This window comes from Mesorhizobium sp. M7A.F.Ca.MR.148.00.0.0 (genome assembly GCF_003997735.1).
Classification (GTDB): Bacteria; Pseudomonadota; Alphaproteobacteria; order Rhizobiales; family Rhizobiaceae; genus Mesorhizobium.
Window position 1 is genome coordinate 62,415 of the sequence record NZ_RZTB01000016.1, and the last position, 25,478, is coordinate 87,892.

The following is a 25,478-nucleotide window of genomic DNA, read 5'->3' on the forward strand; positions in this document are numbered from 1 at the left end:
AGCGCGGCCCGATTTCATTTTCGCACAAGCTTCGAAGACTAGAGTTCCGGCGGACAATCATGCTGGGAGTCGTTGAACCGTGCCGGAACAGATCCAGAGCATCATCTCGAATCTCCGCGGGTTTGGCGTGAAGCGCCTCGCCATGCTGGCGGGCATCGCCGTTCTGGTGATGGGCGTCATCGGCATCGCCTCGGTCTATCTCAACCGCCCCGCCTATGACACGCTCTATGTGGGACTAGACCGCGCCGACGTGAACCAGATCGGCCTGGTGCTGGGCGAAGCCGGCATCGGCTTCGATGTCGGCGCCGATGGAACCTCGGTTCTGGTGCCGGCCGGCACCACCGCTCAGGCCCGCATGCTGCTTGCCGAAAAGGGCCTGCCGACCAGCGCCAATGCCGGCTACGAATTGTTCGACAATGTCGGCTCGCTCGGCCTCACCTCCTTCATGCAGCAGATCACCCGCGTGCGCGCGCTGGAAGGCGAGATCGCCCGCACCATCCAGTCCATATCGGGCATCAAGGCTGCGCGGGTCCACATCGTCATGTCAGAACGGGCCAATTTCCGCCGCGACGAGCAGCAGCCCTCGGCCTCCGTGGTCATCCGCTACGCCGGCATCGACGCCGAGAAGAGCGCCATGTCGATCCGCCATCTCGTCGCCGCCGCCGTTCCCGGCCTGTCGGCAGACAAGGTGACTGTTCTCGATTCCAGCGGCAATCTGCTGGCCGCCGGCGACGATCCTTCCAACACCAGCGCCGCCCGCACGCTCGGCGTCGAGCAGACCGTCGAGGCGCAGATCGGAGACAACATCCGCCGTGCGCTGACGGCCTATCTCGGCCCCGACAATTTCCGCGCCAGCGTCAAGGCCGAGGTCAACACCGACACCCGCCAGACGGAAGAGACCATCTTCGATCCGAATTCCCGCGTCGAACGCTCGGTGCAGTCGGTGCGGGCCAACGAGAACAACAACCAGAAGCAGGCTTCCACTCCGGCCAGCGTCGAGCAGAACCTGCCCGAGACCCAGGCAATTGCCACCGATGGTCCGCAATCCTCCTCGCAGAACGACCGCAGGGAAGAGATCACCAACTACGAGATCAATTCCAAGAAGATCGCCACGGTCTCAAACGGCTACACCGTCACCAAGATGTCGATTGCCGTGGTCGTCAATCAGCAACGGCTGACGGCCATCCTCGGCAAGGACGCCACGCCGGAGCAGATCGCCAAGCGCGTCGCCGAGATCCAGAAGATGGTCACGTCCGCTACCGGCCTTGACGAAAAGCGCGGCGACATCATCGACGTCTCGGCGGTCGAGTTCATCGACGGCCTGGATGGCGAGGCGATCCCGCAGGCGGGAATGCTCGATTCGATCGGCCAGCATGCCGGCACGATGATCAATGCCGGTGCCTTCATCGTCGTGGTGTTCCTGGTCGCCTTCTTCGGCCTGAGGCCGATGGCCGCGGCGCTGACGGCAAAGGCTACTCCGGCCCTGGCAGGTCCCAGCTTCGACGACGTCCAGCGCTCGCTGCCGACGCCGGAGGCAATGGCGGCTACCGACAGTGCCGCGATTGGGACCTTGCCAGGCACACGCCCAGGCCCCACGCCGCTCGACGATCTTCGCCAGAAGATCCGGCCGGCGCCGCAGGACAGGCTTGCAAGGATGGTCGACCTCAACGAGGAGCGCACCGCGCAGATCCTGCGCAAATGGGCTGCCCAGGAAGTGGCGGTGTAAACCATGCCTTCCGTAGCCCTCTTCGACCTTTTGCCTGATTTCGGGACGCGCGCGCAACGTGCCGGCCAGTCCCGGGCAGCAATCGATCCCGAACACAAGCCCGAGACGCCGGCGCCGCAGGCCGATATCGGCACGCTGATCGCCGAGGCGGTTGCCCAGGCGGAGGCAGCGCTGGAGGTCCGCCTGTCGGCTGCACATGACGCCGCGCTCGAAGCCGAACGCCAGGCCAATGCCGAGGAAGCAAGGATATTTCTCGAAAGCCTCGGCGACGATGTCGGCAAGGCGGTCTCGTTGCGCATCGATGCCATGGAGGCGCGCGTCACCGGACTTGTCGCCGCCACGGTCGCCCGCATCATCGGCGGCATCGTCAGCGACGATCTGCAGAAACGTTCGATCGAGGCATTGGCCGGCGCCATCCGCGAAGCGGTCGGCGATGCCGAAGCGGTGCGCATCGTCGTGCGCGGCCCGCTCTCGATGTTCGAAACACTGAAGGCGTCGCTCGGACCCCGCGCCGCCAATCTCGATTTTGTCGAGGCGCCAGGCTTCGACCTGACCGTCGCCATCGACGAGGCGGTGTTCGAGACGCGCATGGCCGAATGGTCGACGGTCCTCTCGGAGGTCCTGGCATGAGCGTCGCAGACGCCGACCACGGCCGCCACGAGATCATCATCGTGCGGCGCAGCCATGACGACCATGACGAGGCCCACCATGGCGGCGTCTGGAAGATCGCCTTCGCCGACTTCATGACGGCCATGATGTGCTTCTTCCTGGTCATGTGGCTGATCAACGCCGCCAACGAGCAGACCAAGGCAGCCGTCGCCAGCTACTTCAACCCGGTCAAGCTGGTCGACCGCAATTCGAGCCGCAAGGGCCTGGAGGATCTCGGCGACGGACCGCGCGCCATGGGGCTGACGGCAGACGATCCGCAAGAGGCGACCAGCAAAGCCGGACAGAACGGCAATGCCGGCGCGGGCGCGTCGGACCGCAAGCAGGACAAGCAGGAGCCGCAGCAGGCGGAACGCTCCGACGACCATCTCTTCGCCGACCCCTACGCGGTGCTTTCGGAAATCGCCGCGGATACCGGCGTCATGCAGAATGTCAGCCAGAAAGGCGACGGCGGCGTGCAGGCTGCCGGCCCGGCTACCGGCGCCTCCGGTGGCGCCTCCTACCGCGATCCCTTCGAGCCGGATTTCTGGTCGCAGCAGGTAGCGGCGCCCGGCGCCGAAGCCAGCGCCGAGCGCACGAAGATCGAGGGCGATCCGGCCAAGCCCGGCGACAAGACCGCCGAAACGAAAGTGCTCAAAGTCAAAGCCGTGCCGCCTGTCGCGGCCTCACCGCTTGAGCCGCTGGCCAAGGACGCGACCGGCAAGCAGGCCGCGAACCCTGCCACGGCAATGGCCGGCGAGACCAAACCGGACGGCACCACGGTCGCCGACGCAGCCAAGGCAGAGCCTGAGGCGCAAAAGGCCGCCAAGCCCGACATCGGCGAGAAGGCGCCAACCGCGGCTGCCGTCAAGGCAGCTGCCGACGTCAAGCGGCAGCTGGCCGATGCCTTCAAGCCCGGCGACAAGCTGCACGACGGCGTCTCGGTCGAAGCCACCGACAAGGGGATCGTCATCTCGATCACCGATCAGCTCGACTTCGGCATGTTCGAGGTCGGCTCGGCATTGCCGAGACGCGAACTGGTGCTGGCGATGGAGAAGATCGGCCGCATCATCAACAGCCAGAAGGGCACCATCAGCATCAACGGCCACACCGATGCCCGGCCGTTCCGCGGCGACAGCTACGACAATTGGCGGCTGTCGACGGCGCGCGCGCATTCCGCCTACTACATGCTCGTGCGCGGCGGCGTCGACGAACGCCGCATCACCGAGGTCGCCGGCTTCGCCGACCGCCAGCCGAAAATAGCAGCCGATCCATTGGCGGCCGCGAACCGTCGCATCGAGATCCTGATGGCGACCGGCGGATGAAGCGAGTGGCCGTCACCCGCCGGTTGATTGGTCTGTTGCTGCTGGCCGGCGGACACCCGTCGGCCGGGTTCGCCCAGGATACGCTGCAGCCGTATCAGTTGGTGCGCTCGCTGCAACTCATCCAGGACCGCATAGCCGCCGGCGATCATGCCGCCCTGCCGATGCAAGCCAAGCTGCTGGAGATGGCGGATGCGCGCCTGCGGGCGGCGAATGCCGAGGACTACGAGGATCCCAAGAACTTTCGAGCTCTGCTTGTCTACGGCATGAGCGGCGGCAACCCGGTGACCGTCGAAGCGGCCACGTCGCGCGCCACGACGGATCCGCAAAGCCTTGCCATCGCCAAAGGCGTGATTGATTACCTCAACGGCCGGCCCGGCGAGGCTATCGAAGCCTTGAGGCCGATCGATCCCATGGCGCTGCCTCCGGATCTCGGCGCCTTCCTCGCTTTGGTCAAAGGCTCACTGCTTGCCGGTGATCAGCCGGCGACCGCACTCCGTCTGCTCGACGAGGCAAGATTGCTCAGCCCCGGCACGCTGGTCGAGGAAGCGGCACTTCGCCGTTCGGTCGGCCTTGCAGTCGCGCAAGGCGACGCGGCACGCTTCGCCCTTGCTTCCACCCAATATGTCGAGCGCTACCTCTATTCGCCCTATGCCAGCCAGTTCGCCGACTCCTTCGTCTCCGGCGTCATCGCGCTGCACATGTCGATCAGCCAGGACAAGCTGGGCGACATCACCTCGATGATGGATCCCGAGCGCGAGAAGGTGATCTATCTGCGCATCGCCCGCCGGGCCGCGATAGACGGCCTGAACGACTTGTCGGCCTTCGCTTCGGCGCGGGCGGAACAAGGCCGCGACGGCAACACCAATCAGGACGATCCACGCGCCCTGCTCTATGCCAGCCTTTCCACCGTCACCTCGGGTACAATCGAGGACGTTCGTGCCAAGCTCGGCAAGATCGACCGCAGCCGGCTGTCGGAAGGCGACCGCGCTTTGCTCGACGCCGCGCAGGCCATTGCCGGCGAGGTCGTCGCGCCGCCCACCGCCCTTCCGGCGGAAAAGCCTGCCCCAGTTCCTGCCGCCGCGGCGCAGCCGGTGCCCGAGATCGCCACGGCGCAAGGCGCCGATGACAGTGGCCTGCCACCGGTCGAAGGCGCCATCTCGGAGCAACCCGCCGTCACCGCGGCGTCCGGCGGACCAGCCGCCAATGCGCCGGACATGGCAGCAGCGGCATCCGCCGACCCTGCGACTGTCATGCCGGCGTCGGCACCGTCACCCGCAGCCGCTCCAGAGCCCGCAGATCCGACCGACGCCGCCATGACCAGAACACGTCGACAGCTCGACCTGATCGACCAGATGCTTGGAGCCGCCCCCAAATGACCACCAGCCTCGGCTCGGCCTTGCCGGGATTTGCCTCCACGCGCGCGACGTCGGAGCAGCCGGCCGCGAACGGCAGGAACGATGACGCCGGCTTCGGCAAGATGCTGCGCGACGATGCCGGTGCTGCCCGCCCGGAACGGCAGCCGTCGACAGAGGCGGGATCGCGCGACCAGCGCTGGAGCAAGCTCGCTGCCGGCCTTGCCGGGCATGACGCCAAGGCCGAACCAGCATCGGCCGAGCCCGCAAGGACCATCTCGGCCAAAGTGGCAAACGTGAAAACCGGCAAGGACGATTTGGAAGCAAACGCGAAGGCCGACGCTGAAGAGACGGTGCCGGACGCCGGGCCGCTTCAGGACGACCTGCCGCTGCTGATCGCGTTTCATGACCTGCGGCATTTCTCGACAACGGCCAAGGCAGCCGGGGGCAATACGGCCACCGGCGAGAATCCGTCGGACCCGGCGCTCGATGGGCAGGCTTCACTGCCAAAGACCTACCGGCCAAAAGCCGCGGGCGGACGCGAAGCACTCGAAACCATGTCGAAGCCGGAGCAGGCGTCGATCGTCGACGGACCTTTGACGGCGCTTGACGGTCAGTCACTGAGCGCTGCCTCCAGCGCGCCAAAACGCGACGCCGCGGCGGCGGCCCAGAAGCTGCCGGACGCGCCGGCTGCCGATGTGCCCGGCGTGCGGTCGAAGCACACCGCGAATGCGATGAAGAGCATCGAGGATGTCCAGTCCTTGATGCGTCCAGAAGCGGGAAAACAGTCCCTGTCCACTGCGCGCATCGACGTCGTCTCGGAACGGAGCTTCCCCGCACCGCCGCAGAGTCCCATCAGCCAGGCAGCCCTCAATGTGATCAACGCCATAGCCGCCGACGCCGGGCCGCAAAAGGCGCTTTCAGCCTCACCCACGTCCGCCCATCTGGCCAGCTCTGTTGCCGTTCCGACACATGTGTTGAAGATCGAACTCCACCCCGCCGAACTCGGCATGGTGACGGCCAATCTTCGCCTCTCCGGGGAACAACTTTCGATTGAGATGAAGCCTGAAACGCACGACGCTTATCGTCGGCTGTCGGCCGACAGCGAGGCCATCGTCAAGTCGCTGCGGGGGCTCGGCTTCGAGGTTGACAAGGTCACGATACTGCAACCTTCGGTAGCAGTTCCCGCTACAACCCGGGCGGATGCAACCGCTCCTATGGCGGCGGCGACAGGCCGCGATCCAGCTTCCTTTCAACCGGGGAATTCGGGCAGCGGCAATGGTGGAGCCGGCGGCCAGCAACCGGGCCAGCAATCCTCAGGGAAACGCAACGATGACGCGCAGGACTACGGCCGCGGCACTTCGCCTGCTCGCGAGCGCGCTGGCGGCGATATCTTTATCTAGCGCGGCAAACGCCGCCGCAGCCGCGGCCAATCCCTGCGAGCCGGAGATCCTGCGCGCCGCCGATCGTTATGGCGTACCCGCCGGCATCCTCTATGCCGTTGGCCTGACGGAGACCGGAAACAAGGGCAGCCTTCAACCCAATGCCTTGAATATAGAAGGAAAAGCAGTCTTTCCGAGGAGCCGGACCGAGGCCCTTGCCGCCTTCGCCAATGCCCGGCGCGAGGGCAAGACCCTGATCGATCTGGGCTGCATGCAGATCAATCACCACTACCACGCATCGCATTTTCGCAGCGTCGAGGACATGCTCGACCCACGCCAGAACGTCGACTATGCGGCGCGCTTCCTGGCCAGCCTTCATGCCCGTCACGAGACCTGGTCTATGGCCGTGGCCCGCTATCATGCCGGTCCCGACAACGACCCGGCGCAGAAGATCTATGTCTGCCGCGTCATTGCCAACATGGTCGCCACCGGCTTTGGAAAATGGACCGCGAACGCCCGCGGATTCTGCAACCCGTAAGCGCATTTCCCGTTACTAATAGACAAACCGTACAACCCGAATTGTTGGTTTGACTTGGTCAGAACTTGCCGCCGAAAGCACATCTGGCCGCCCGCTAATGCAACCGAAACGATTCCAGACTCCCAAGAAACTAGCTACAAGAAATGACGGTTGTTCAGGATTCCCGCCAGCGGATACGCCTCTCTTCACGGGGCAAATGATTTGATTCGGAAGGCGGGGCCGATGATTGTGATCGTTGACGAGCGCGAGCTCGTAACAGAGGGATACAATTCACTTTTCGATCGTGAGGGCATCGCCTGTGCAGGCTTTGCATCCGGCGAATTCGGTGAGTGGGTGAATTCGGCCGCCGACACCGATCTGCGCTCGGTCAGGGCCTTCCTCATCGGCGACTGCCGCGAGGGTTCCATCTCTCCGCGCCAGATCCGCGACCGCACCGGCGCCCCGGTGATTGCGCTTAGCGAACAGCATTCGCTGGAGAACACGCTCCGGTTGTTCGAGAGCGGCGTCGACGACGTCATTCGCAAGCCCGTCCATATCCGCGAGATCCTGGCCCGCATCACCGCCATCCGCCGCCGCGCCCAGGAAGACGTCGCCTACACCGAGATCGGCGCCATGCGCATCTTCATGGACGGCCGCGACCCCGAGATCGACGGTCAGCCCCTCCCCCTGCCGCGCCGTGAACGCCGCATCCTCGAATATCTGGCGAGCAATCGCGGGCGCCGTGTCACCAAGACCCAGGTTTTCAACGCCATCTACGGCATCTTCGACGAAGAGGTCGAGGAGAACGTGGTGGAAAGCCACATCAGCAAACTGCGCAAGAAGCTGCGCGAGAAGCTGGGCACCGACCCGATCGATTCCAAGCGTTTCCTCGGCTACCGGCTCGTCTTCTGATGCAGCGCCGCGCCAGCCTCGCGCAAGAAAACATGCGTAGCCTCGTAGCCAGCAGCATGGACACAGCGGAGACGTTTCGATGAGCCTCTACGGAATGATGCGGACCGGCGTTTCCGGCATGAACGCCCAGGCAAACCGCCTATCGACGGTCGCCGACAACATCGCCAATTCCGACACCACCGGCTACAAGCGCTCCTCCGCCGAATTCTCGACGCTGGTCATGCCGTCGACCGGCGGTGCCTACAATTCCGGCGGCGTCACCACGACGATCCGCCAGGCGGTCAGCGATCCGGGTGTGCTTCAGTACACGACCTCGGTTTCCGACCTTGCCGTCAGCGGCGATGGCTTCTTTGTCGTCCAGGATCCGAGCGGCACCCCCTACCTGACCCGGGCCGGCGCTTTCGTTCCCGACGGTCAAGGCAGACTTGTCAACTCGGCCGGCTTCCAGCTGATGGCGTACAGCTACGACAACGGCGTACCGGCAGCGACGGTCAATGGCTTCGAGGGGTTGGTCCCGGTTGTCATCTCCGACCAGGGAATGACCGCAACGCCGAGCACCGAGGGCAGCTATGCCGGCAACCTGCCGGCCGGCGCGACACCGGTCGCGACCGCCAACCTGCCCGCCGCCAACGCTGCGACCGCGCAATACACGTCGAAATCCTCGATGGTCGCCTACGACAATCTCGGCAACAAGAAGCTGCTCGACGTCTATTTCACCAACACCGGCGCCGGCACCTGGCAGGTGGCGGTCTTCGATCAGTCGAAGGCCACCGCTGGAACATCGTTCCCCTACACCGCTGGCGGCTTGCTGGGCTCGGCCAACCTGACCTTCGACACCACCACCGGCAAGCTCACCGGCACGCCCACCGGCGTTTCATTTACCGTACCGAACGGCGCCACCCTCAATCTCGATCTGTCTGCGCTGACCCAGCTTGGCGCCGGCTTCACGGTTTCCGATGCCCAGGTCAACGGCAACGCGCCGAGCACCATCGACAAGGTCCAGATCAGCAAGGACGGCACCATCTACGCACAGTACAAGGACGGTTCGACCAAGCCGCTCTACAAGATTCCGCTGGCCGACGTGCAGAGCCCGGACCAGCTCACCGCGCTGCCCGGCAACGTCTATTCGCAGGGCACCGAGTCCGGCGCGGTTCGTGTCGGCTTTGCCAATGAAGGCAAACTCGGCTCCATCATCTCCGGCGCGCTCGAGAATTCCAACGTCGACATCGCCGAAGAACTGACCAACATGATCGCGGCGCAGCGCAGCTACACCGCCAATTCGAAAGTCTTCCAGACCGGTTCCGATCTGATGGACGTCCTTGTCAACCTGAAGAGATAAGACGGGCGTCGCCCGCGAAAGACCCGCATGTCACTGTCTACCGCATTGAGTATCGCCCAGTCGGCGCTTATGAACACCGCGCGACAGACAAGCGTTGTCTCGCGCAACGTCGCCGACGCCTCCAACCCGGACTATTCGCGGCGCCAGGCCGTCGTCACCAGCACGGCGCCGGGCGCGCGTTCGGTCGATATCCAGCGCGCAGCCAACGAGCTTTTGTTTCGCCAGAATCTCGGCGCGCTATCGGCCTGGAGCGGGCAGAACGCGCTCTACAGCGGCATGGATCAGCTGGGCGTCGCGGTCAATGGCGTCGACAATGCGTCCTCGCCCTCGACCGCGATCGCCAACCTGCAGCAGGCGCTGCAGCTCTACGCCACCTCGCCGTCGAACCAGAACCTCGGCGCCTCGGTCATCGACGCCGCCAAGCAGGTCGTGCGCTCGCTCAATGAGGGCTCCACGGCAGTCCAGGATTTCCGCACCCAGACCGACGGCCAGATCGCCACGGCCGTCGATGACCTGAACTCGCTGCTCAGCCAGTTCCAGGATGCCAACACGGCGGTCATGTCCGGAACCCGTTCCGGCACCGACGTTTCCGATGCGCTCGACCAGCGCGACGCGCTTTTGAAGAAGATTTCGAACTATGTCCCGGTGTCGACCTTCACGCGAGGCGACAATGACATGGTCATCACCACCGGCGACGGCACGACTTTGTTCGAGACGATACCGCGCACGGTCACCTTCGCGGCGTCGGCAGGCTATACCGCGGGTGCCGCCGGCAACGCCGTTTACATCGACAACGTGCCGATCTCGGCGGGAGCCGGTGGCAACACCAGCGCCAGCGGCACGCTTGCCGGCCTGCTGCAATTGCGCGACGGCGTCGCCTCGACCATGCAGAGCCAGCTCGACGAGACCGCGCGTGGCCTGATCACCGCCTTTGCCGAGACCGCACCCTCGATGGCCAATGCCGCCGGGCTGTTCACCTGGTCGGGGGCGCCGGCAGTGCCGGCCGCCGGCACGCTGGTCAACGGCCTTGCCGCGTCCATCCGCGTCAATTCGGCGATGGACCTGAGCACCGGCGGCAATCCGACGCTGCTGCGCGACGGCGGCGCCAATGGTGCTGCCTATGTCGCCAACACCGGCGGCGGCGCATCCTATTCCACCCTTCTGGTGGCCTATGGCGACCGGCTCGACCAGCCGATGACTTTCGACTCCGCCGCAGGGGTTTCGGCAACATCCAGCGTATCCGACTACGCGGCCAATTCGATCGGCTGGTTCGAAGGCGTGCGCCAGCAGGCTTCGACCGCCTCCGACGCCAAGGAGGCATTGGCATCGCGCAGCGCCGAAGCGCTGTCAAACGCGACCGGGGTCAATGTCGACCAGGAAATGTCATTGCTGCTCGACCTCGAACACACCTACCAGGCATCGGCCCGGATGATGAAAACCGTCGACGACATGCTGACGGCCTTGCTTAACGCGGTGGGATAATTCCATGACTTCAGTCTCCTCGGCCGCAATCTCCAATGCCATGCGCTCCCAGCAGATGCGCATGCAGGCCGAACTCGTCAAAGCCACGAAGGAAGCGTCGACCGGCAGGGTCGCCGATGTCGGGCTGGCTCTCGGAGGGCGCACCGCCCAGTCCGTCACCTTCTCGCGCGATCTCGACCGGCTCAACGTCATTATCGATTCCAACGGCCTGGTCGGCGCCAGGCTTTCCTCGACACAGACCTCGCTTGGCCAGCTCTCCGGCGCCGCTCAGACCTTCCTGTCCGCCCTGACCACCGCTTCCTCAAGCGACTCGTCCAACAGCCTCACCCGGGACTCCGGCAAGGCGACCATCCAGCAGCTGACCTCGATCCTCAACACCAGCGTCAATGGTGAATATCTGTTTGCTGGCACCAACACCGACGTCAAGCCGATCAACGATTTCACGGCTGCCGGCTCTCCCGCCAAGGCTGCATTCGATACCGCTTTCCTCACCAATTTCGGTTTCACCCAGGACGACCCGGCAGCGGCCAACATCACGGCCGCCCAGATGGACGATTTCATCACCAACGATGTCGCGCCGCTGTTCACGGGCGCGGGTTGGCAGGGCGACTGGTCGAACGCCACCGACCAGCAGATCGTCAGCCGCATCGCACTCAACGAAACCACACCGACTTCGACCAGCGCCAACAGCGATGGCATTCAGAAACTCGCCATGGCCGCAGCCATGGTCAGCAGCCTGATGTCCAGCAACATCAGCCAGGCGGCGAAGAATACGGTTGTCAGCCGCTCCACCACATTGGTCGGCGAAGCGCTGAGCGGCATTGGCCAGCTTCAATCCGAGACCGGCATCGTCCAGAAGCGGGTTTCCGATGCCAACGATCGGATGAAAACGCAGGTCGACCTTTTCGAACGGCACATTCTCGATCTGGAAGCCGTCGATCCGGCGGCAGCCGCGACACGGGTCGCGGACCTGACACAGCACATCGAAACGTCTTTCGCGTTGACCGCACGCCTGCAGCAGCTCAGCCTGTTGAATTACCTGACCTGACAACGCTTAACGGAACGGTAGAGCCCCAACGATGTACCAATTCTCCTACGCCGACATCCAGAGCAACTCCGTTGCCGACGCGAAGGACCGCGAGCGGGAGCTTCTGACCCGCTCGATCGACATGCTGGCGGCGGCAGCAGCGGCCGGCCACGATTCGATGGAAGCGATCGAGGCGCTTCACTTCACCAACCGCGTCTGGACCGCCTTCGTCGAGGATCTTGGCTCCAGCGACAACGCCCTGCCCAAGGAACTGCGCGCCAACCTCATTTCCATCGGCCTGTGGCTGCTGCGCGAGGCGGAGGACATCCGTCAGGGCCGCACCAACAATTTCGAAGGGTTGATCGAGGTGTCCCAGATCATCAGGGACGGCATTCAATGACCAACACGCTGAAGATATCGCTCAGGCCGAACGAAAAGATTTACATCAACGGCGCCGTCATCCGGGTCGACCGCAAGGTCACCGTCGAACTGATGAACGACGTCCAGTTCCTGCTCGAAAGCCACGTCATTCAGGCCGACGATGCCTCGACGCCGCTCAAGCAGCTTTATTTCATCCTGCAGGTCATGCTGATGAACCCGGCCGGCGCCGCCGCCGCGCGCGACATGTTCCGCCGTTCGCTGCCGCTGCTTCTGGCAAGCTTCGAGGACACCCAGATCTGCAGCGCGCTGAAACAGATCGACCGCATGGTCGGCGAGGATCATATCTACGAGGCGCTGAAGGCGATCCGCGCGCTTTATCCGCTCGAACGCCGTGCGCTGGGTGGTAATGACGATGTTTTGGGTGCCGAGCGCCCGCTGGCCGTGGGAGCACGATACTGATGAACGTGGACATGACGACGACGATTCCGACCGGCGCCAATCAGGCCACGGCCTCGACCTCGAAGACAGCAGTCGACTACCAGTCCTTCCTGAAGCTTCTGATCGCCGAGATGAAGAACCAGGATCCGACCAAGCCGATGGATTCGACGCAATATGTCGCCCAGCTCGCCACCTTCTCTCAGGTCGAGCAGTCGGTGCAGACCAATACCAAGCTCAATCAGATCATGCAGTCCTCGGCGCTGTCGCAGGCCGACGCACTGATCGGGCGCTCGATCACCTCCGCCGACGGCCTGACCACGGGCACCGTGGCTTCGGTGCGCCTCGCCAGCAACGGTCTCATCGCCGTGCTGCAGAACGGCACCGAAGTTGCGGTCGGTCCGGGAGTCTCGGTCAAGGCAGCAAGCTGACGCTTTCGACAGAGAGCCAGTCCCATGAATGAGGCCGACGCTCTCGACATCGTCCAGTACGCGGTGTGGACGGTGCTCGTCGCGTCCGCTCCGGTGGTGCTGGTCGCCATGGCGGTCGGCATCGGCATCGCCCTCATCCAGGCGCTGACGCAGGTACAGGAGATCACCTTGACCTTCGTGCCGAAGATCGTCGCGATCATGCTGGTGGTGGCGTTGACCGGCCCCTTCATCGGCAGCCAGATATCGGCCTTCACCAACGTCATCTTCGAGCGCATCCAGAACGGCTTCTGAGCCTGTTCCAGGATGGTGTGCCGCGGCATGCCGTTCGCAATTGTCTGAGGACAGACGCCGCCGATCCCCGCGGCACCTCCGGACCCACGGCGGACAAGGCCTGGACCGCCTCTATCCCATTGTTGGACCATGCGCTTTTTTGCCCTTTGCGGCGCCATGCCCTACTTTCGGCAAACGGTCTGCGCAAACGGATTGTCTGACGAGCAGGCACGACATGGCAGGAACCCCAAATGATTGACGAAAAGCCGGACAGCGAGAGCGTCTCGGCGCTGGCGCCCTTCCGGCACGGCATTTTCCGCGCCGTGTGGGGCGCAAGCCTCGTCTCGAATTTCGGTGGCTTGATCCAGGGTGTCGGCGCCGCCTGGATGATGACCACGATCGCCACCTCGCCCTATCAGGTGGCCCTGGTCCAGGCTTCGACCACCTTGCCGATCATGCTGTTTGCACTCGTCGCCGGCGCCATCGCCGACAGTTTCGACCGGCGCACGGTGATGCTGGTCGCCCAGACCTTCATGCTGGTGGTGTCGGTGCTTCTGACCCTGTTCACCTATTCAGGCCTGATTACGCCATGGACGCTGCTTGCCTTCACCTTCCTGATTGACAGCGGCACCGCGCTCAACAGCCCGTCATGGCAAGCCTCCGTCGGCGATATCGTTCCCCGCAACAAGGTGCCGGCAGCCGTCGCCCTCAATTCGATGGGCTTTAACCTGACGCGCAGCGTCGGTCCGGCAATCGGCGGCATCATCGTCGCCGCGGCCGGTGCCGCGGCCGCCTTCGCGGCGAACGCGGTGAGCTATATCGGCCTGATCGTCGTGCTGGCGCGCTGGAAGCCGAGCGTGCCGGTATCGACCTTGCCGCGCGAGTCGCTGGGGGCTGCCATGGGCGCCGGCCTGCGCTATGTCGCCATGTCGCCCAACATCGGCAAGGTGCTGGTCAGGGGCGCTGCGTTCGGCTTCAGTGCAGGCGCTGTGCTTGCGTTGCTGCCTCTGGTGGCGCGAGATGTCGTCAAGGGCGATGCGCTGACCTACGGCATCATGCTCGGCGCCTTCGGTATCGGCGCGGTCGGCGGCGCCTTGATCAGCGTCAGGCTGCGGCAGTTGCTCTCCAGCGAGACGATGGTGCGCTGTGCTTTCGCCGGCTTCGCCGGCTGCGCCTTCAATGCCGCCGTCAGCCAGCATGCCTGGCAGACGTCGCTCGGCCTGCTTGTCGGCGGCGCCTGCTGGGTGATCGCGCTTTCGCATTTCAACGTCACGGTGCAGATGGCGACGCCGCGCTGGGTGGTCGGCCGGGTGCTGTCGGTCTACCAGACCGCGACCTTCGGCGGCATCGCGCTCGGCAGCTGGATCTGGGGTGTCGTCGCCGATGCGCACGGCGCCGAAGCCGCGCTGATCGCAGCCAGCGTCGCCATGCTGGCCGGCGGCGCCATCGGTCTTTTGCTCCCGCTACCGCAACAGCAGGTGCTCAACCTCGATCCGCTCAATCGCTTCAAGGAACCGCATTTGGCGCTTGACCTGAAGCCGCGCAGCGGTCCCATCGCCATCATGATCGAGTATGTGATCCGGCACGAGGACGAACCGGAGTTCCTCGCCATCATGGCCGAACGCGGCCGCATCCGCCGTCGTGACGGCGCCCGCAACTGGACGCTGGCGCGCGATCTCGAGAATCCCACCGTATGGATCGAGCATTATCACACGCCGACCTGGATCGAATATATCAGGCACAATGGACGCATAACCCATGCCGACGCCGTCATCGGCGAACGCGTGCGGGCCCTGCACAGCGGCGACGAACCGCCCCGCGTGCGGCGCATGATCGAACGCCCGACCACCGCCGGCACAGCGCTTGTGATGGCCAAGGGACCTATCGAGCATTAGGGCTCCGCAACCACTGTCGCAGGCACCCCGCTTGGCCGTCCCGTCACCCCTCGCCCGACAGGTCCCGGCGCGCCTTGTCGAGTTCCTCGGCATAGCGCCGCATCAGATGGCCTTCGGTCAAAAGCCCCAAGACGATGTGGTCGGTGAAATCCTCGACGACAGCGAGTTCTTCGGCGCCCGCCCGCTGGAATGTTTCCGCGGCGGCCTGCACGTTCATGCTCGGCACCAGCACCGCGTCCTTGTATTTGGCAAGATCGCGCACCGGCACCTCGCCATCGGAAGGATCGCTGTGCAGTTCGGCCACGATCAGCACGCCGACATAATGATCGCCCGCATCCACGGCGATGACCCGCTGGGCAGAGCCGAGCGGCACTTGCTTGCGGAAGGCTGCCAGCGTCGTCGAGGCATAGATGGTCTTGATGTCCTTGCGCATCATCGAGCCGACTGTGAGGCTGCGCATCCAGCCAACATCGTGGGCGCTGCGGATGGTCTCGCCGCGCAAATGGAAGCGCCATGTCGAGAACGAGTAGCCGAAGGTCTCGCGCACCAGGATCGCCGACATGATCGAGGCGGCCAGCACAACGCCGGTCAGCGTCAGGTCGCGGGTCGATTCCAGCGCCAGGAAGGTCATCGTCAGCGGACCGCCGACGACACCGACTGCGAGCGACGTCATGCCGACGACGGCGGCGACGGCAGGGTCGATGCCGGTTGCCGGCGAGACGACAATCATCACATCCGCGAACGCCTTGCCGAGCAGCGCGCCGAGGAACAGCGAGGCGAAGAACAATCCGCCGCGAAAACCCGACCCCAGCGAGACCGCCGACGCCGCCAGCTTGAGCACGAAGACGCTGGCCACCACGGCCAGCCCGTAATTCATCGAGAATTCGCGATGCAGCGCGCCATGGCCGCTGGACAGGACCTGCGGCGTGATCAGCCCCAGCAGCCCGACGATGACGCCGCCAATGACGGGGCGCAGCGCCGCATCGATCGACAGCCTGGCGAAACCGCGCTCGATCAGTGTCACCAGATGCATGATGGCGATCGAGGCGGCACCGCCGAGCAGGCCGAGCAGCAGGAACGGCACATACTGGCTGGCGGTGAGCGCCGGCAGACCCGAAAGCTCGAGCGGAAACGGCACGCCGCCGAACATCTCGGCCGTCAGCGAGGCGCAGATCGCGGCTGTCAAGACTGGCGCGACATTGGCAACCGAGTAGATGCCGATGACCAGTTCGAAGCCGTAGAAGGCGCCGGTCAGCGGTGCATCGAAGGCGGCGGCGATGGCGCCGGCCGCACCACAGCCGACCAGGATGCGGACATCGTTGCGGCGCAGCCTGAAGATGCCCGCCAGCCGCGATGCCAGCCCGGAGCCAACCTGCGTATAGCCGGCTTCCAGCCCGACCGAGGCGCCAAAACCACTGGAGATCATCGTCTGGCCGGCGATGATGAAGGTGTCAGTCAGCGACATGCGCCCGCCATAGAGCGCATTGGCTTCGATCGGGTCGATCGGCGTGCGGAATTTCCGTATCCTGAGCCAGACCACCGTCAGCCCCAGCAGCATGCCGCCGATCGCCGGTATCAGCGCCTGCATCGGATTGGCGAGCGAGAACATGCCGGAAAGCCGGCCGCCTGGCTGAACGCCGAACAGCAGCCCGTGCAGGTCCTGCACGATCTGGCTCATCGCCGTGACCAATATGCCAGCCATCACGCCTACGACACCGGCGAGAACGACCACCACGATGCCGCGTGCCTCGAGCAGGGGCAACGACCTGACCAGCACCGCGCGCAGCCGGCGGGCGTAGACTTCGCTGTGGTTTCTGGAAAGCACCGGGGCGGCTCGCCGATATCGAAAGGCAGTGGAAAGCCAGCCTGATACGCCCGGCGGCACGGCATGGCAACCACTATGCCGGCAGACACCATATTGGCGACAGCTGGCGCGATATCGATCGGCTGACGGACCGTTCAGGTCGGCATGGGCTCGCCGGCTTCATAGAGCACGAGGTTGCGCTCGCCTATGCCAAGCGCCGGCCAGCTCGCACGCCAGTCCGCAATGTGCGGCGAGGCGAAATGCGCGTCGAGCGCCGCCCTGTCGCTCCAGACTTCGGTGACCCGGATGAGCCCGGCATCGAAAACATCCTGCGCATAGGAATATTGGATGCAGCCGGACTCGGCACGGCTGCCGGAAACCATGCGCTCCATCGCGGGCATTGCCTGTCCGAGCTTTTCCGGCGGCAAGCGGATGGTGCCAATGATCAGAAGCATGTGGTTTTCTTTCGAGAACAGGGACTACGTGTTTAGTCTAGGTCAAAAACCTGGCCTCGTTCTTCACCATCCAGCTCTTTGGTTTTATGCCATCCCAACCAAATTGGCTCTGATATCTCACCCTGCTGTATCAGCGCGTCTAGAAGCGTACGCGCAAGCCAAGACGGTTCGGGTGCGAGGGGATCATCATCGACATGACAATCGAGCCTGGAATGCGGGAAATACCCTTCCGGATGAAGCTGCGGCCGCCATGTATGAAAGCGTCCAACCCGGGTGCTAACCGATCCTCCAGCTTTGTTACGCGATATGTGGAAAATCTCGCCGTGTTGAAACAGTCCATCTGCATCGGACACAATATAATAGTCCGAGCTTAATGTAAGTTTTGTCATCACGAAACGATATGAAGTTTGGCCGAAGCTGTCTAGGCGCGCGCTAGTCCGCGCGCAACGCCAAACCAAGTCCTGGCGCTTGAAGCGTTCGGCTGAACCCCGCTGAACGCAGCGCTGAATCCAGCCTCCCACCCTCGCGCAAGCTTGGCGGGCTACCCTCACAGGGCTGTCGCGCGCTCGGCAGTCTATGGGGTTTGAGGACGATATGGCGATCAGCGAAAGCATTCAGCCCGGCGCGGTGGCCAAGAACGGCCGCGACGTCTTCTTCGCCATCGGCATCGTCATCATCCTGGCCGTGCTGTTCCTGCCGATTCCGGCCTTTCTCATCGACGTCGGCCTCGCCTTCTCGATCGCGCTTTCGGTGCTGATCCTGATGGTGGCGCTGTGGATCCAGCGGCCGCTCGATTTCTCGTCCTTCCCGACCGTGCTGCTCATCGCCACCATGCTGCGGCTGTCGCTCAACATCGCCACCACGCGCATGATCCTGTCGCACGGCAATGAAGGCACGCATGCGGCCGGCTATGTCATCGCCGGCTTCTCCAAGCTCGTGATGGCCAGCGACTTCGTCATCGGCCTGATCGTCTTCATGATCCTGATCGTGGTGAACTTCATCGTCATCACCAAGGGCGCCACGCGTATCGCCGAAGTCGGCGCGCGCTTCACCCTCGACGCCATCCCCGGCAAGCAGATGTCGATCGACGCCGACCTGTCGGCCGGCATGATCGACGACAAGACCGCGCAGCTGCGCCGCCGCGAGCTGGAAGAAGAATCTTCTTTCTTCGGCTCGATGGACGGCGCCTCGAAGTTCGTGCGCGGCGACGCCATCGCCGGCCTCATCATCACCGCCATCAACATCGTCGGCGGCATCGCCATCGGCTACATCAGGCACGGCATGGGCATGGGCGAAGCCGCCGACGTGTTCATCAAGCTGTCGGTCGGCGACGGCCTCGTCACCCAGATCCCGGCCCTGATCGTGTCGCTCGCCGCCGGCCTGCTCGTCTCCAAGGGCGGCACCCGCGGCTCGACCAACCAGGCGGTGTTCGGCCAGCTCGGCGCCCACCCGCGCGCCCTCTATGTCGCGGCATCACTGCTGGTGCTGCTCGGCTTGATGCCCGGCCTGCCGCTGTTCCCGTTCTTTGCGCTGGCCGCCGGCATGGCCGGCCTCGGCTACGTCATCCCGATGCGCGCCAACCGCGCCGTCGCCGAAGCCGAGGCAATCAAGGACCAGGAAAAGGCAACCAAGGTCGAGGAGGAGAAGAACTCGGTCAAGGCTTCGCTCGCCACCGCCGAGATCGAGCTTTTGATCGGCAAGCAGCTGTCGACAAGGCTGCTGACGTCGCATCAGGAACTGGTTTTCCGCATGGGCAAGATGCGCAAGAAATTCGCCACCCAGTACGGCTTCGTGGTGCCGGAAGTGCGTGTCGCCGACGATTTCGCCATCCCGCCGAAGAGCTACCAGATCAAGGTGCACGGCACCGTAGTGGCCGAATACCAGATGCGCGTCGGCGAGATCATGGTGCTGCTCGGCAATCGCGACATACCCGAGATACCGGGCGAGGAAATCCGCGAGCCGGCCTTCGGCATGCGCGCCTATTCCATCGTCGAAGCCTTCGCCGAGGATCTGAAGCGCGAGAACTACACCTTCGCCGACAACATGTCGGTGCTGCTCACCCATCTCTCCGAGGTCATCCGCAACAACCTGCCGCAGCTTCTGTCCTACAAGGACATGAAGGCGCTGCTCGAACGCCAGGACCAGGAATACCGCAAGCTCGCCGACGAGATCTGCACCACGCACATCTCCTATCCCGGCCTGCAGGCGGTGCTGAAGCTGCTGCTGGCCGAGCGCGTCTCGATCCGCAATCTGCACTTGATCATCGAGGCGATCGCCGAGATCGCGCCGCATGTGCGCCGCACCGAGCAGATTGTCGAGCATGTCCGCATCCGCATGGCCCAGCAGATATGCGGCGACCTGTCCGAGGGCGGCGTGCTGAAAGTGCTGCGCCTCGGCAACCGCTGGGATCTCGCCTTCCACCAGAGCCTCAAGCGCGACGCCAAGGGTGAGGTGCGCGAGTTCGACATCGACCCGCGCCAGCTCGAGGAGTTCGGCCAGGACGCCACCAAGGCGATCAAGAAGTATCTGGAAGCCGGCGAGCGTTTCGTCCTCGTCACCGCGCCCGACGCCCGCCCCTATGTGCGCATGATCATCGAGCGCCTGTTCACCACACTTCCGGTGCTCAGCCATGTCGAAATCGCCAAGGGCGTCGAGATCAAGGTGCTCGGAACCATATCGTGAGCGTGCTGTCGCAAGGCGTCGTCATCGCGGCGTTCCTCGCCTTCTGCCGCATCGGCGCCTGTTTCATGCTGATGCCGGGCCTCTCCAGCGCCCGCGTCCCGGTCCAGGTCAGGTTGTTCGTGGCGGTCGCCGCCACCGGCGGCCTGCTTGCCTTCCTGTGGGACAAGATCTTTCCTTTCGTCGACCCGCGCCCGCAGATCCTTGTGCCGATGATCATTTCGGAACTTCTGGTCGGCGGCCTGATCGGCGCCATGACCAGGCTCTACATGGAAGCCCTGCGCTTCATGGGCTCGGCCATCGCCATGCTGGTCGGTTATGGCGGGACCGGCGGACCGGCGATCGAGGAGCCCGAACCCCAGGCAGCCCTTGCCGCAATCATCTCGTTCTCGGCGCTGTTGATGCTGTTCGTCTTCGATTTCGACCACGAGATAATACGCGCGCTGGTTTCCTCCTACACGGTCGCGCCGGTCAACGTCTTCTTCAACCCGCAGGCCGCCCTCGTCGATGTCACCGACACGGTGTCGGACACGTTCTTCCTGGTCATCCGCCTCGGCAGCCCGTTCGTCGCCTATGCCATTCTCGTCAATCTGACGATCGGCTTCGTCAACAAGCTGACGCCGCAGATCCCGATCTATTTCATCTCCCAGCCCTTCATCATCGCCGGCGGCATGATCATCTTCTATTTCGCCGTCGGCACCATGCTGTCGCTGTTCGTCGACGGCTTCGTCGATCTGACATTGGCGAGATAGAAATGAGCACGCGCAAGGACCGCCTCAAGAAGCTGGTCAAGGTTCAGGAACAGCTGAAGGCGCTGCACGAAACCCGCCACGCCACCTTCCTTGCGGCGGCCAGTGCCGCCGAAACCGAAGCGAGGGAACTGGTCGGCCATTTCGACCAGGCCGATTCGCTCTCCGCCCTGTTTCCCGATCTCTACCATCGCCGCATTGCCCAGGCGGTGGTGCGCCAGGAAGCGAACCTGGCGAGCGCCAGGCAGGAAGCCAGCCTCATCGCCGCGGCGACCGCCCGCACCAACATGGTCGAGCGCGCCTACAAGGACGTACGCAACCGCGACGAACGCGAACGCTCCGACCGCGAGCGGCTGGACCTGATCACGCAGAAGCGGACGCAGGAGTAGCTGCGGGTATTGTGTACGCGAAGCGGACCCTCCAAGGTTCGGCTTTCCCGTAAACGCTTTACAGCCCGGTTTGGTAGCGCTACCGTTTCGGCCTAGCGTGAGCCTGGGAGGAGCCAGGGCTGTCGCTAGCGGAAGCGTTGTTCCTTCGACGACGTCGCGGGAATTTGTTGGGAGGATCGATGGCGTCTGTCGCAATTGGCGAAGTTTATAAATCATTCGGCGCTGTCGAGATCCTGCACGGGGTCAGCGTGAACATCGAGGACGGTGAGTTCGTCACTCTGGTCGGACCGTCGGGCTGCGGAAAATCAACCCTCCTCAGAATGATCGCCGGCCTGGAAAAGATTTCACGCGGCCAGATCGCGATTGGCGAACGTGTCGTCAACAACGTTGCGCCCAAGGAGCGCGACGTCGCCATGGTCTTCCAGAACTATGCGCTCTACCCACACATGACCGTTGCCGAGAACATGGCGTTCTCGCTGATGCTCAAAGGAGTTTCCAAGCCGGAGAGCGATGCCGGCGTGCGCCGCGCAGCCGAAATCCTTGGGCTGGTGCCGTTGCTGGCTCGCTATCCTCGGCAGCTTTCCGGCGGCCAACGCCAGCGCGTCGCAATGGGCCGCGCGATCGTTCGTGATCCGGCGGTCTTTCTCTTCGACGAACCGCTGTCCAATCTCGACGCCAAACTCAGGGTGCAGATGCGCGCCGAGATCAAGGAACTGCACCAGCGCCTCAAGACCACGACAGTCTACGTCACTCACGATCAAATCGAAGCCATGACCATGGCTGACAAGATCGTGGTCATGCATGACGGCATCGTCGAGCAGATAGGGCCGCCGCTGGAACTCTATGACCGGCCGAACAATCTTTTTGTCGCCAGCTTTATCGGCTCGCCGGCCATGAATTTGCTGAGGGGCGAGATCGCTACCGACGGCTCACCCTCGTTCCGCGGCGCCGGGGGGATTTCGGTCCCGTTGGCCTCGGCACTTTCCATCCGCAATGGCGAGCCTGTGGTGCTGGGAATAAGGCCCGAGCATTTGCGGCTGTCCGACGACCAGGGCATTCTGGTCACCGTCGCGGTGGTTGAACCAACCGGGTCCGAAGTGCAGCTCATCGGCCGGACAGCCGGCGGCGAAGAGATCGTCGCGAATTTCCGGGAACGACATTCCTTTACGCCGGGCGAAACCATCCGGCTTACGGCCGAGCCCAGCCTTATCCATCTCTTTCACGCAGAAACCGGACAGAGATTCCAGACACGTATCGATCAGTAGGACCACAGGCAAGGACAACAACAGGAGGAAACGAGCATGAAGTTCACCAGACGCGACGTGATCCGCACCACCGCCGGCGCGGCGGCGGGTGCCTTGGGAAGTCGGTTCATCAGCTCTCCGGCCCTTGCCCAGGACGGACTGAAATACAAACCCGAGGATGGCGCCAAGCTTAGACTGCTGCGCTGGTCGCCCTTCGTCCAGGGCGATGAGGACCAATGGCTGGCCAACACCAAACGCTTCACCGAGGCGACAGGTGTCGAGGTTCGCGTCGACAAGGAAAGCTGGGAGGACATTCGTCCCAAGGCGGCGGTCGCGGCAAATGTCGGGTCCGGCCCCGACCTGATGTTCGTCTGGTTCGATGACCCGCACCAATATCCCGACAAGCTGCACGACGTGAGCGAACTGGGCGAGTATCTCGGCTCGAAATATGGCGGCTGGCACGAGGGACCTAAGCAATATGCGACACGCGACGGGAAGTTCGTCGGCCTGCCCCTGGCCACGATCGGCAATGCCATCGTCTATCGGGAAAGCTGGGTGAAAGAGGCCGGCTTTTCGGAGTTTCCCAAGGACACGAAAGGCTTCCTGGAACTTTGCAAGGCCTTGCAAGCGAAGGGACATCCGGCCGGCTTCACGCATGGTCATGGCGTCGGCGACGGCAACAACTATGCTCATTGGCTGCTGTGGAGCCATGGCGGCCAGATGGTCGACGAGAGTGGCAAGGTAACGATCAACAGCCCCGAGACCCTCAAGGCGATCGAATACGCGCAGGAGCTTTACAAGACCTTCATTCCAGGCACCGAAAGCTGGCTCGACGTCAACAACAACCGCGCCTTCCTGGCCGGCGAACTGGGGGTGATCGCCAATGGAATTTCCGCCTACAACACGGCCAAGATCAACAAGGACAAAGATCCAAAGCTGGCTGAAATCGCCAAGGACATACGCACGACCAACCTGCCCATCGGTCCTGTCGGCAAATCCGTCGAATTGTTCCAGGTGACCACGGCCGTCATCTTCAATTACACGCCCTACCCCAACGCGGCCAAGGCGTATTTGCAGTTCATGTTCGAGGAACCGCAAATGAAGGACTGGATCACCTCCTCGGCCGGATATTGCTGCCAGACACTGAAGGCATTCGACAACAACCCCGTGTGGACTGCCGATCCCAACAACGCCGCTTACGCCAAGGCTTCGGCTACTCTGCGGCCTAACGGCTATGCCGGGCCGCTCGGCTATGCCTCGGCGGCAACCATGGCCGACTACGTGCTGGTCGACATGTTCGCCAAAGCGGTGACCGGCCAGGCCACGCCGCAAGAGGCAATGGAAGAGGCCGAGAAGCGGGCAAATCGCTATTATCGCGTTTGAGCCGGCTCAGCCGGGCAGCGCCGCTGCCCGGCTGGCTTCGGATTGCGTCGCGGCCGATCCGGCCTATCAATGAGACCTCAGCAGGAGCCAACCCATGGCCGTGCCGTCAGCTGCTATCCAGCCGCGACCTTCGATCTTCTCACGGATCCTGTCGCGCTGGAGCGAAAGCCGGAACGCACTTGGCTTCGGCTTCATGCTTCCGGCGGCTGCACTGCTGCTTGTCTTCCTGACCTATCCGCTGGGGCTCGGCGTCTGGCTCGGCTTCACCGATGCCCGCATCGGCCGCCCCGGCATCTTCATCGGCGTCGAAAACTATGAATATCTGTGGAGCGACGCCGTCTTCTGGCTCTCCGTCTTCAACACCTTGCTCTACACGATCAGCGCCTCGATCCTGAAATTCGCGCTCGGCCTCTGGCTGGCGCTCATCCTCAACCAGAACCTTCCCTTCAAATCGTTCTTCCGCGCGATTGTCCTGCTGCCGTGGGTGGTGCCGACGGTGCTCTCGGCCATCGCCTTCTGGTGGATCTACGATTCGCAGTTCTCCATCCTGTCGTGGGCGCTCATGGAAATGGGACTGATCGATCACCGCATCAATTTCCTTGGCGATCCGGAGAACGCGCGCGCCTCGGTGATCGCTGCCAATGTCTGGCGCGGCATTCCTTTCGTGGCCATCACGCTGCTGGCCGGCCTGCAGACGATTCCCCAATCGCTTTACGAGGCCGCGACGCTCGACGGCGCCAGCCGTTGGCAGTTGTTCCGCTATGTGACGCTGCCGCTGCTGACGCCGATCATCGCCATCACCATGACCTTTTCGGTCCTGTTCACCTTCACCGATTTCCAGCTGATCTATGTGCTGACTCGCGGCGGGCCGGTGAATGCCACCCATCTGATGGCGACGCTCTCGTTCCAGCGCGGCATTTCCGGCGGCCAGCTTGGCGAGGGAGCCGCGATCGCGGTCGCGATGATCCCGTTCCTGCTAGCGGCGATCCTTTTCAGCTATTTCGGGCTGCAACGTCGTAAATGGCAGCAGGGCGGTGGAGACTGACATGGCCGCGATCGAAACGAACAATCGTCCGAACACGGATGAAGGCGGCATGGGCTATCTCCAGAGCCTGCCCCGGCGCGTGGTCACCGTTTATCTGCCGCTCCTGATCTTCGTCATCGTGCTGCTGTTCCCGTTCTACTGGATGACGATCACGGCAGTGAAACCCAATCTCGAGATGACGGATTATGCCAATTTCAATCCGTTCTGGGTCGTCAATCCGACACTCGAGCATATTCGGTATCTGCTCTTCGACACATCCTATCCGGGCTGGCTTCTCAACACGATCATCATCTCGACCGCCTCAACTTTCCTGTCGCTGCTGGCCGCGGTGTTCGCTGCCTATGCGATCGAGCGCTTGAGGTTTTCCGGGGCGCGGCAGGTCGGCTTGGCGATCTTCCTGGCCTATCTCGTGCCGCCCTCGATACTGTTCATTCCCCTGTCGGTAATGGTGTTCAACCTCGGGCTTTACGATACGCCGTTCGCGCTGATCCTCACCTATCCGACGTTCCTCATTCCATTCTGCACGTGGCTCTTGATGGGTTACTTCCGCTCGATCCCCTTCGAACTGGAAGAATGCGCGCTGATGGACGGCGCGAGCCGCTGGCAAATCC

Annotated in this window: 24 protein-coding genes; 22 read left to right on the forward strand and 2 right to left on the reverse strand. The window is 63.5% G+C overall.

Annotated elements, in window-relative coordinates; translation table 11 throughout:
• Positions 1-79 precede the first annotated feature (79 nt).
• The 15 genes from fliF to EOB49_RS08955 all read left to right on the forward strand — a co-directional run bounded on the left by fliF (position 80) and on the right by EOB49_RS08955 (position 15,119).
• Positions 80-1,726, forward strand: a complete 1,647-nt coding sequence (gene fliF, locus EOB49_RS08885) for a flagellar basal-body MS-ring/collar protein FliF (RefSeq protein ID WP_127380754.1) — start codon at positions 80-82, stop codon at positions 1,724-1,726.
• 3 nt (positions 1,727-1,729) lie between these two features.
• Positions 1,730-2,356 (forward strand): hypothetical protein, encoded by a 627-nt coding sequence (locus EOB49_RS08890; RefSeq protein ID WP_127270048.1) that lies wholly within the window; start codon positions 1,730-1,732, stop codon positions 2,354-2,356.
• Positions 2,353-3,696, forward strand: coding sequence for a MotB family protein (locus EOB49_RS08895; protein WP_127380755.1), 1,344 nt, complete (start codon positions 2,353-2,355; stop codon positions 3,694-3,696). Before EOB49_RS08890 ends, EOB49_RS08895 begins: the two co-directional genes overlap by 4 nt.
• Positions 3,693-5,072: a chemotaxis protein MotC gene (locus EOB49_RS08900; protein WP_127380756.1), complete on the forward strand. Its 1,380-nt coding sequence runs from the start codon at positions 3,693-3,695 to the stop codon at positions 5,070-5,072. Before EOB49_RS08895 ends, EOB49_RS08900 begins: the two co-directional genes overlap by 4 nt.
• A gap of 272 nt (positions 5,073-5,344) precedes the next feature.
• Positions 5,345-6,451 (forward strand): flagellar hook-length control protein FliK, encoded by a 1,107-nt coding sequence (locus EOB49_RS08905; RefSeq protein WP_245472596.1) that lies wholly within the window; start codon positions 5,345-5,347, stop codon positions 6,449-6,451.
• Positions 6,381-6,968, forward strand: coding sequence for a transglycosylase SLT domain-containing protein (locus tag EOB49_RS08910; protein ID WP_050592657.1), 588 nt, complete (start codon positions 6,381-6,383; stop codon positions 6,966-6,968). Before EOB49_RS08905 ends, EOB49_RS08910 begins: the two co-directional genes overlap by 71 nt.
• Before the next feature lie 222 nt (positions 6,969-7,190).
• Positions 7,191-7,859, forward strand: a complete 669-nt coding sequence (locus EOB49_RS08915; protein ID WP_013529780.1) for a response regulator transcription factor — start codon at positions 7,191-7,193, stop codon at positions 7,857-7,859.
• Positions 7,860-7,938: 79 nt separating this feature from the next.
• The gene (locus EOB49_RS08920) at positions 7,939-9,198 is read left to right on the forward strand and encodes a flagellar hook protein FlgE (RefSeq protein ID WP_127322241.1); all 1,260 of its coding nucleotides are present in this window, start codon (positions 7,939-7,941) and stop codon (positions 9,196-9,198) included.
• 27 nt (positions 9,199-9,225) lie between these two features.
• Positions 9,226-10,680, forward strand: coding sequence for a flagellar hook-associated protein FlgK (flgK, locus tag EOB49_RS08925; RefSeq protein ID WP_127380758.1), 1,455 nt, complete (start codon positions 9,226-9,228; stop codon positions 10,678-10,680).
• A gap of 4 nt (positions 10,681-10,684) precedes the next feature.
• The gene (locus EOB49_RS08930; RefSeq protein ID WP_127269451.1) at positions 10,685-11,728 is read left to right on the forward strand and encodes a flagellar hook-associated family protein; all 1,044 of its coding nucleotides are present in this window, start codon (positions 10,685-10,687) and stop codon (positions 11,726-11,728) included.
• A gap of 31 nt (positions 11,729-11,759) precedes the next feature.
• Positions 11,760-12,107, forward strand: coding sequence for a flagellar biosynthesis regulator FlaF (gene flaF, locus EOB49_RS08935; RefSeq protein WP_023810018.1), 348 nt, complete (start codon positions 11,760-11,762; stop codon positions 12,105-12,107).
• Complete coding sequence (flbT, locus tag EOB49_RS08940) at positions 12,104-12,547, forward strand: flagellar biosynthesis repressor FlbT (RefSeq protein ID WP_127380759.1); 444 nt, start codon at positions 12,104-12,106, stop codon at positions 12,545-12,547. The genes flaF and flbT overlap by 4 nt, the downstream gene beginning before the upstream one ends.
• Positions 12,547-12,954, forward strand: coding sequence for a flagellar hook assembly protein FlgD (flgD, locus tag EOB49_RS08945; protein WP_013529774.1), 408 nt, complete (start codon positions 12,547-12,549; stop codon positions 12,952-12,954). Before flbT ends, flgD begins: the two co-directional genes overlap by 1 nt.
• Positions 12,955-12,978: 24 nt before the next feature.
• Positions 12,979-13,245, forward strand: a complete 267-nt coding sequence (gene fliQ / locus EOB49_RS08950; protein ID WP_023810020.1) for a flagellar biosynthesis protein FliQ — start codon at positions 12,979-12,981, stop codon at positions 13,243-13,245.
• A 230-nt stretch (positions 13,246-13,475) separates the two neighbouring features.
• Positions 13,476-15,119, forward strand: a complete 1,644-nt coding sequence (locus tag EOB49_RS08955; RefSeq protein ID WP_127380760.1) for an MFS transporter — start codon at positions 13,476-13,478, stop codon at positions 15,117-15,119.
• A 43-nt stretch (positions 15,120-15,162) separates the two neighbouring features.
• Here EOB49_RS08955 and EOB49_RS08960 read toward each other — a convergent pair whose 3' ends face one another.
• Both EOB49_RS08960 and EOB49_RS08965 read right to left on the reverse strand, forming a co-directional pair.
• On the reverse strand, positions 15,163-16,944 hold the full coding sequence (locus tag EOB49_RS08960; protein WP_127380761.1) for a chloride channel protein: 1,782 nt from the start codon (positions 16,942-16,944) through the stop codon (positions 15,163-15,165).
• 134 nt (positions 16,945-17,078) lie between these two features.
• Positions 17,079-17,378 (reverse strand): putative quinol monooxygenase, encoded by a 300-nt coding sequence (locus tag EOB49_RS08965; RefSeq protein ID WP_127380762.1) that lies wholly within the window; start codon positions 17,376-17,378, stop codon positions 17,079-17,081.
• A gap of 594 nt (positions 17,379-17,972) precedes the next feature.
• Here EOB49_RS08965 and flhA point away from each other — a divergent pair.
• The 7 genes from flhA to EOB49_RS09005 form a co-directional block, all read left to right on the forward strand.
• Entirely contained in the window at positions 17,973-20,060 is a 2,088-nt protein-coding gene (gene flhA / locus EOB49_RS08975) for a flagellar biosynthesis protein FlhA (RefSeq protein ID WP_127380764.1), read from the forward strand.
• Entirely contained in the window at positions 20,057-20,809 is a 753-nt protein-coding gene (gene fliR / locus EOB49_RS08980) for a flagellar biosynthetic protein FliR (RefSeq protein ID WP_023810025.1), read from the forward strand. The genes flhA and fliR overlap by 4 nt, the downstream gene beginning before the upstream one ends.
• A 2-nt stretch (positions 20,810-20,811) precedes the next feature.
• The gene (locus EOB49_RS08985; RefSeq protein WP_127326667.1) at positions 20,812-21,195 is read left to right on the forward strand and encodes a hypothetical protein; all 384 of its coding nucleotides are present in this window, start codon (positions 20,812-20,814) and stop codon (positions 21,193-21,195) included.
• 179 nt (positions 21,196-21,374) lie between these two features.
• Positions 21,375-22,460 (forward strand): sn-glycerol-3-phosphate ABC transporter ATP-binding protein UgpC, encoded by a 1,086-nt coding sequence (ugpC, locus tag EOB49_RS08990; RefSeq protein ID WP_127380765.1) that lies wholly within the window; start codon positions 21,375-21,377, stop codon positions 22,458-22,460.
• A gap of 36 nt (positions 22,461-22,496) precedes the next feature.
• Positions 22,497-23,822 carry an ABC transporter substrate-binding protein gene (locus EOB49_RS08995; RefSeq protein WP_027038230.1) on the forward strand — a complete coding sequence of 442 codons (1,326 nt, stop codon included), beginning with the start codon at positions 22,497-22,499 and terminating at the stop codon, positions 23,820-23,822.
• Positions 23,823-23,916: 94 nt separating this feature from the next.
• Positions 23,917-24,867 carry a sugar ABC transporter permease gene (locus EOB49_RS09000; RefSeq protein ID WP_127271702.1) on the forward strand — a complete coding sequence of 317 codons (951 nt, stop codon included), beginning with the start codon at positions 23,917-23,919 and terminating at the stop codon, positions 24,865-24,867.
• A 1-nt stretch (position 24,868) separates the two neighbouring features.
• Positions 24,869-25,478 (forward strand): carbohydrate ABC transporter permease (locus EOB49_RS09005; protein ID WP_164781629.1); only part of this gene is annotated, 610 nt, incomplete at its 3' end.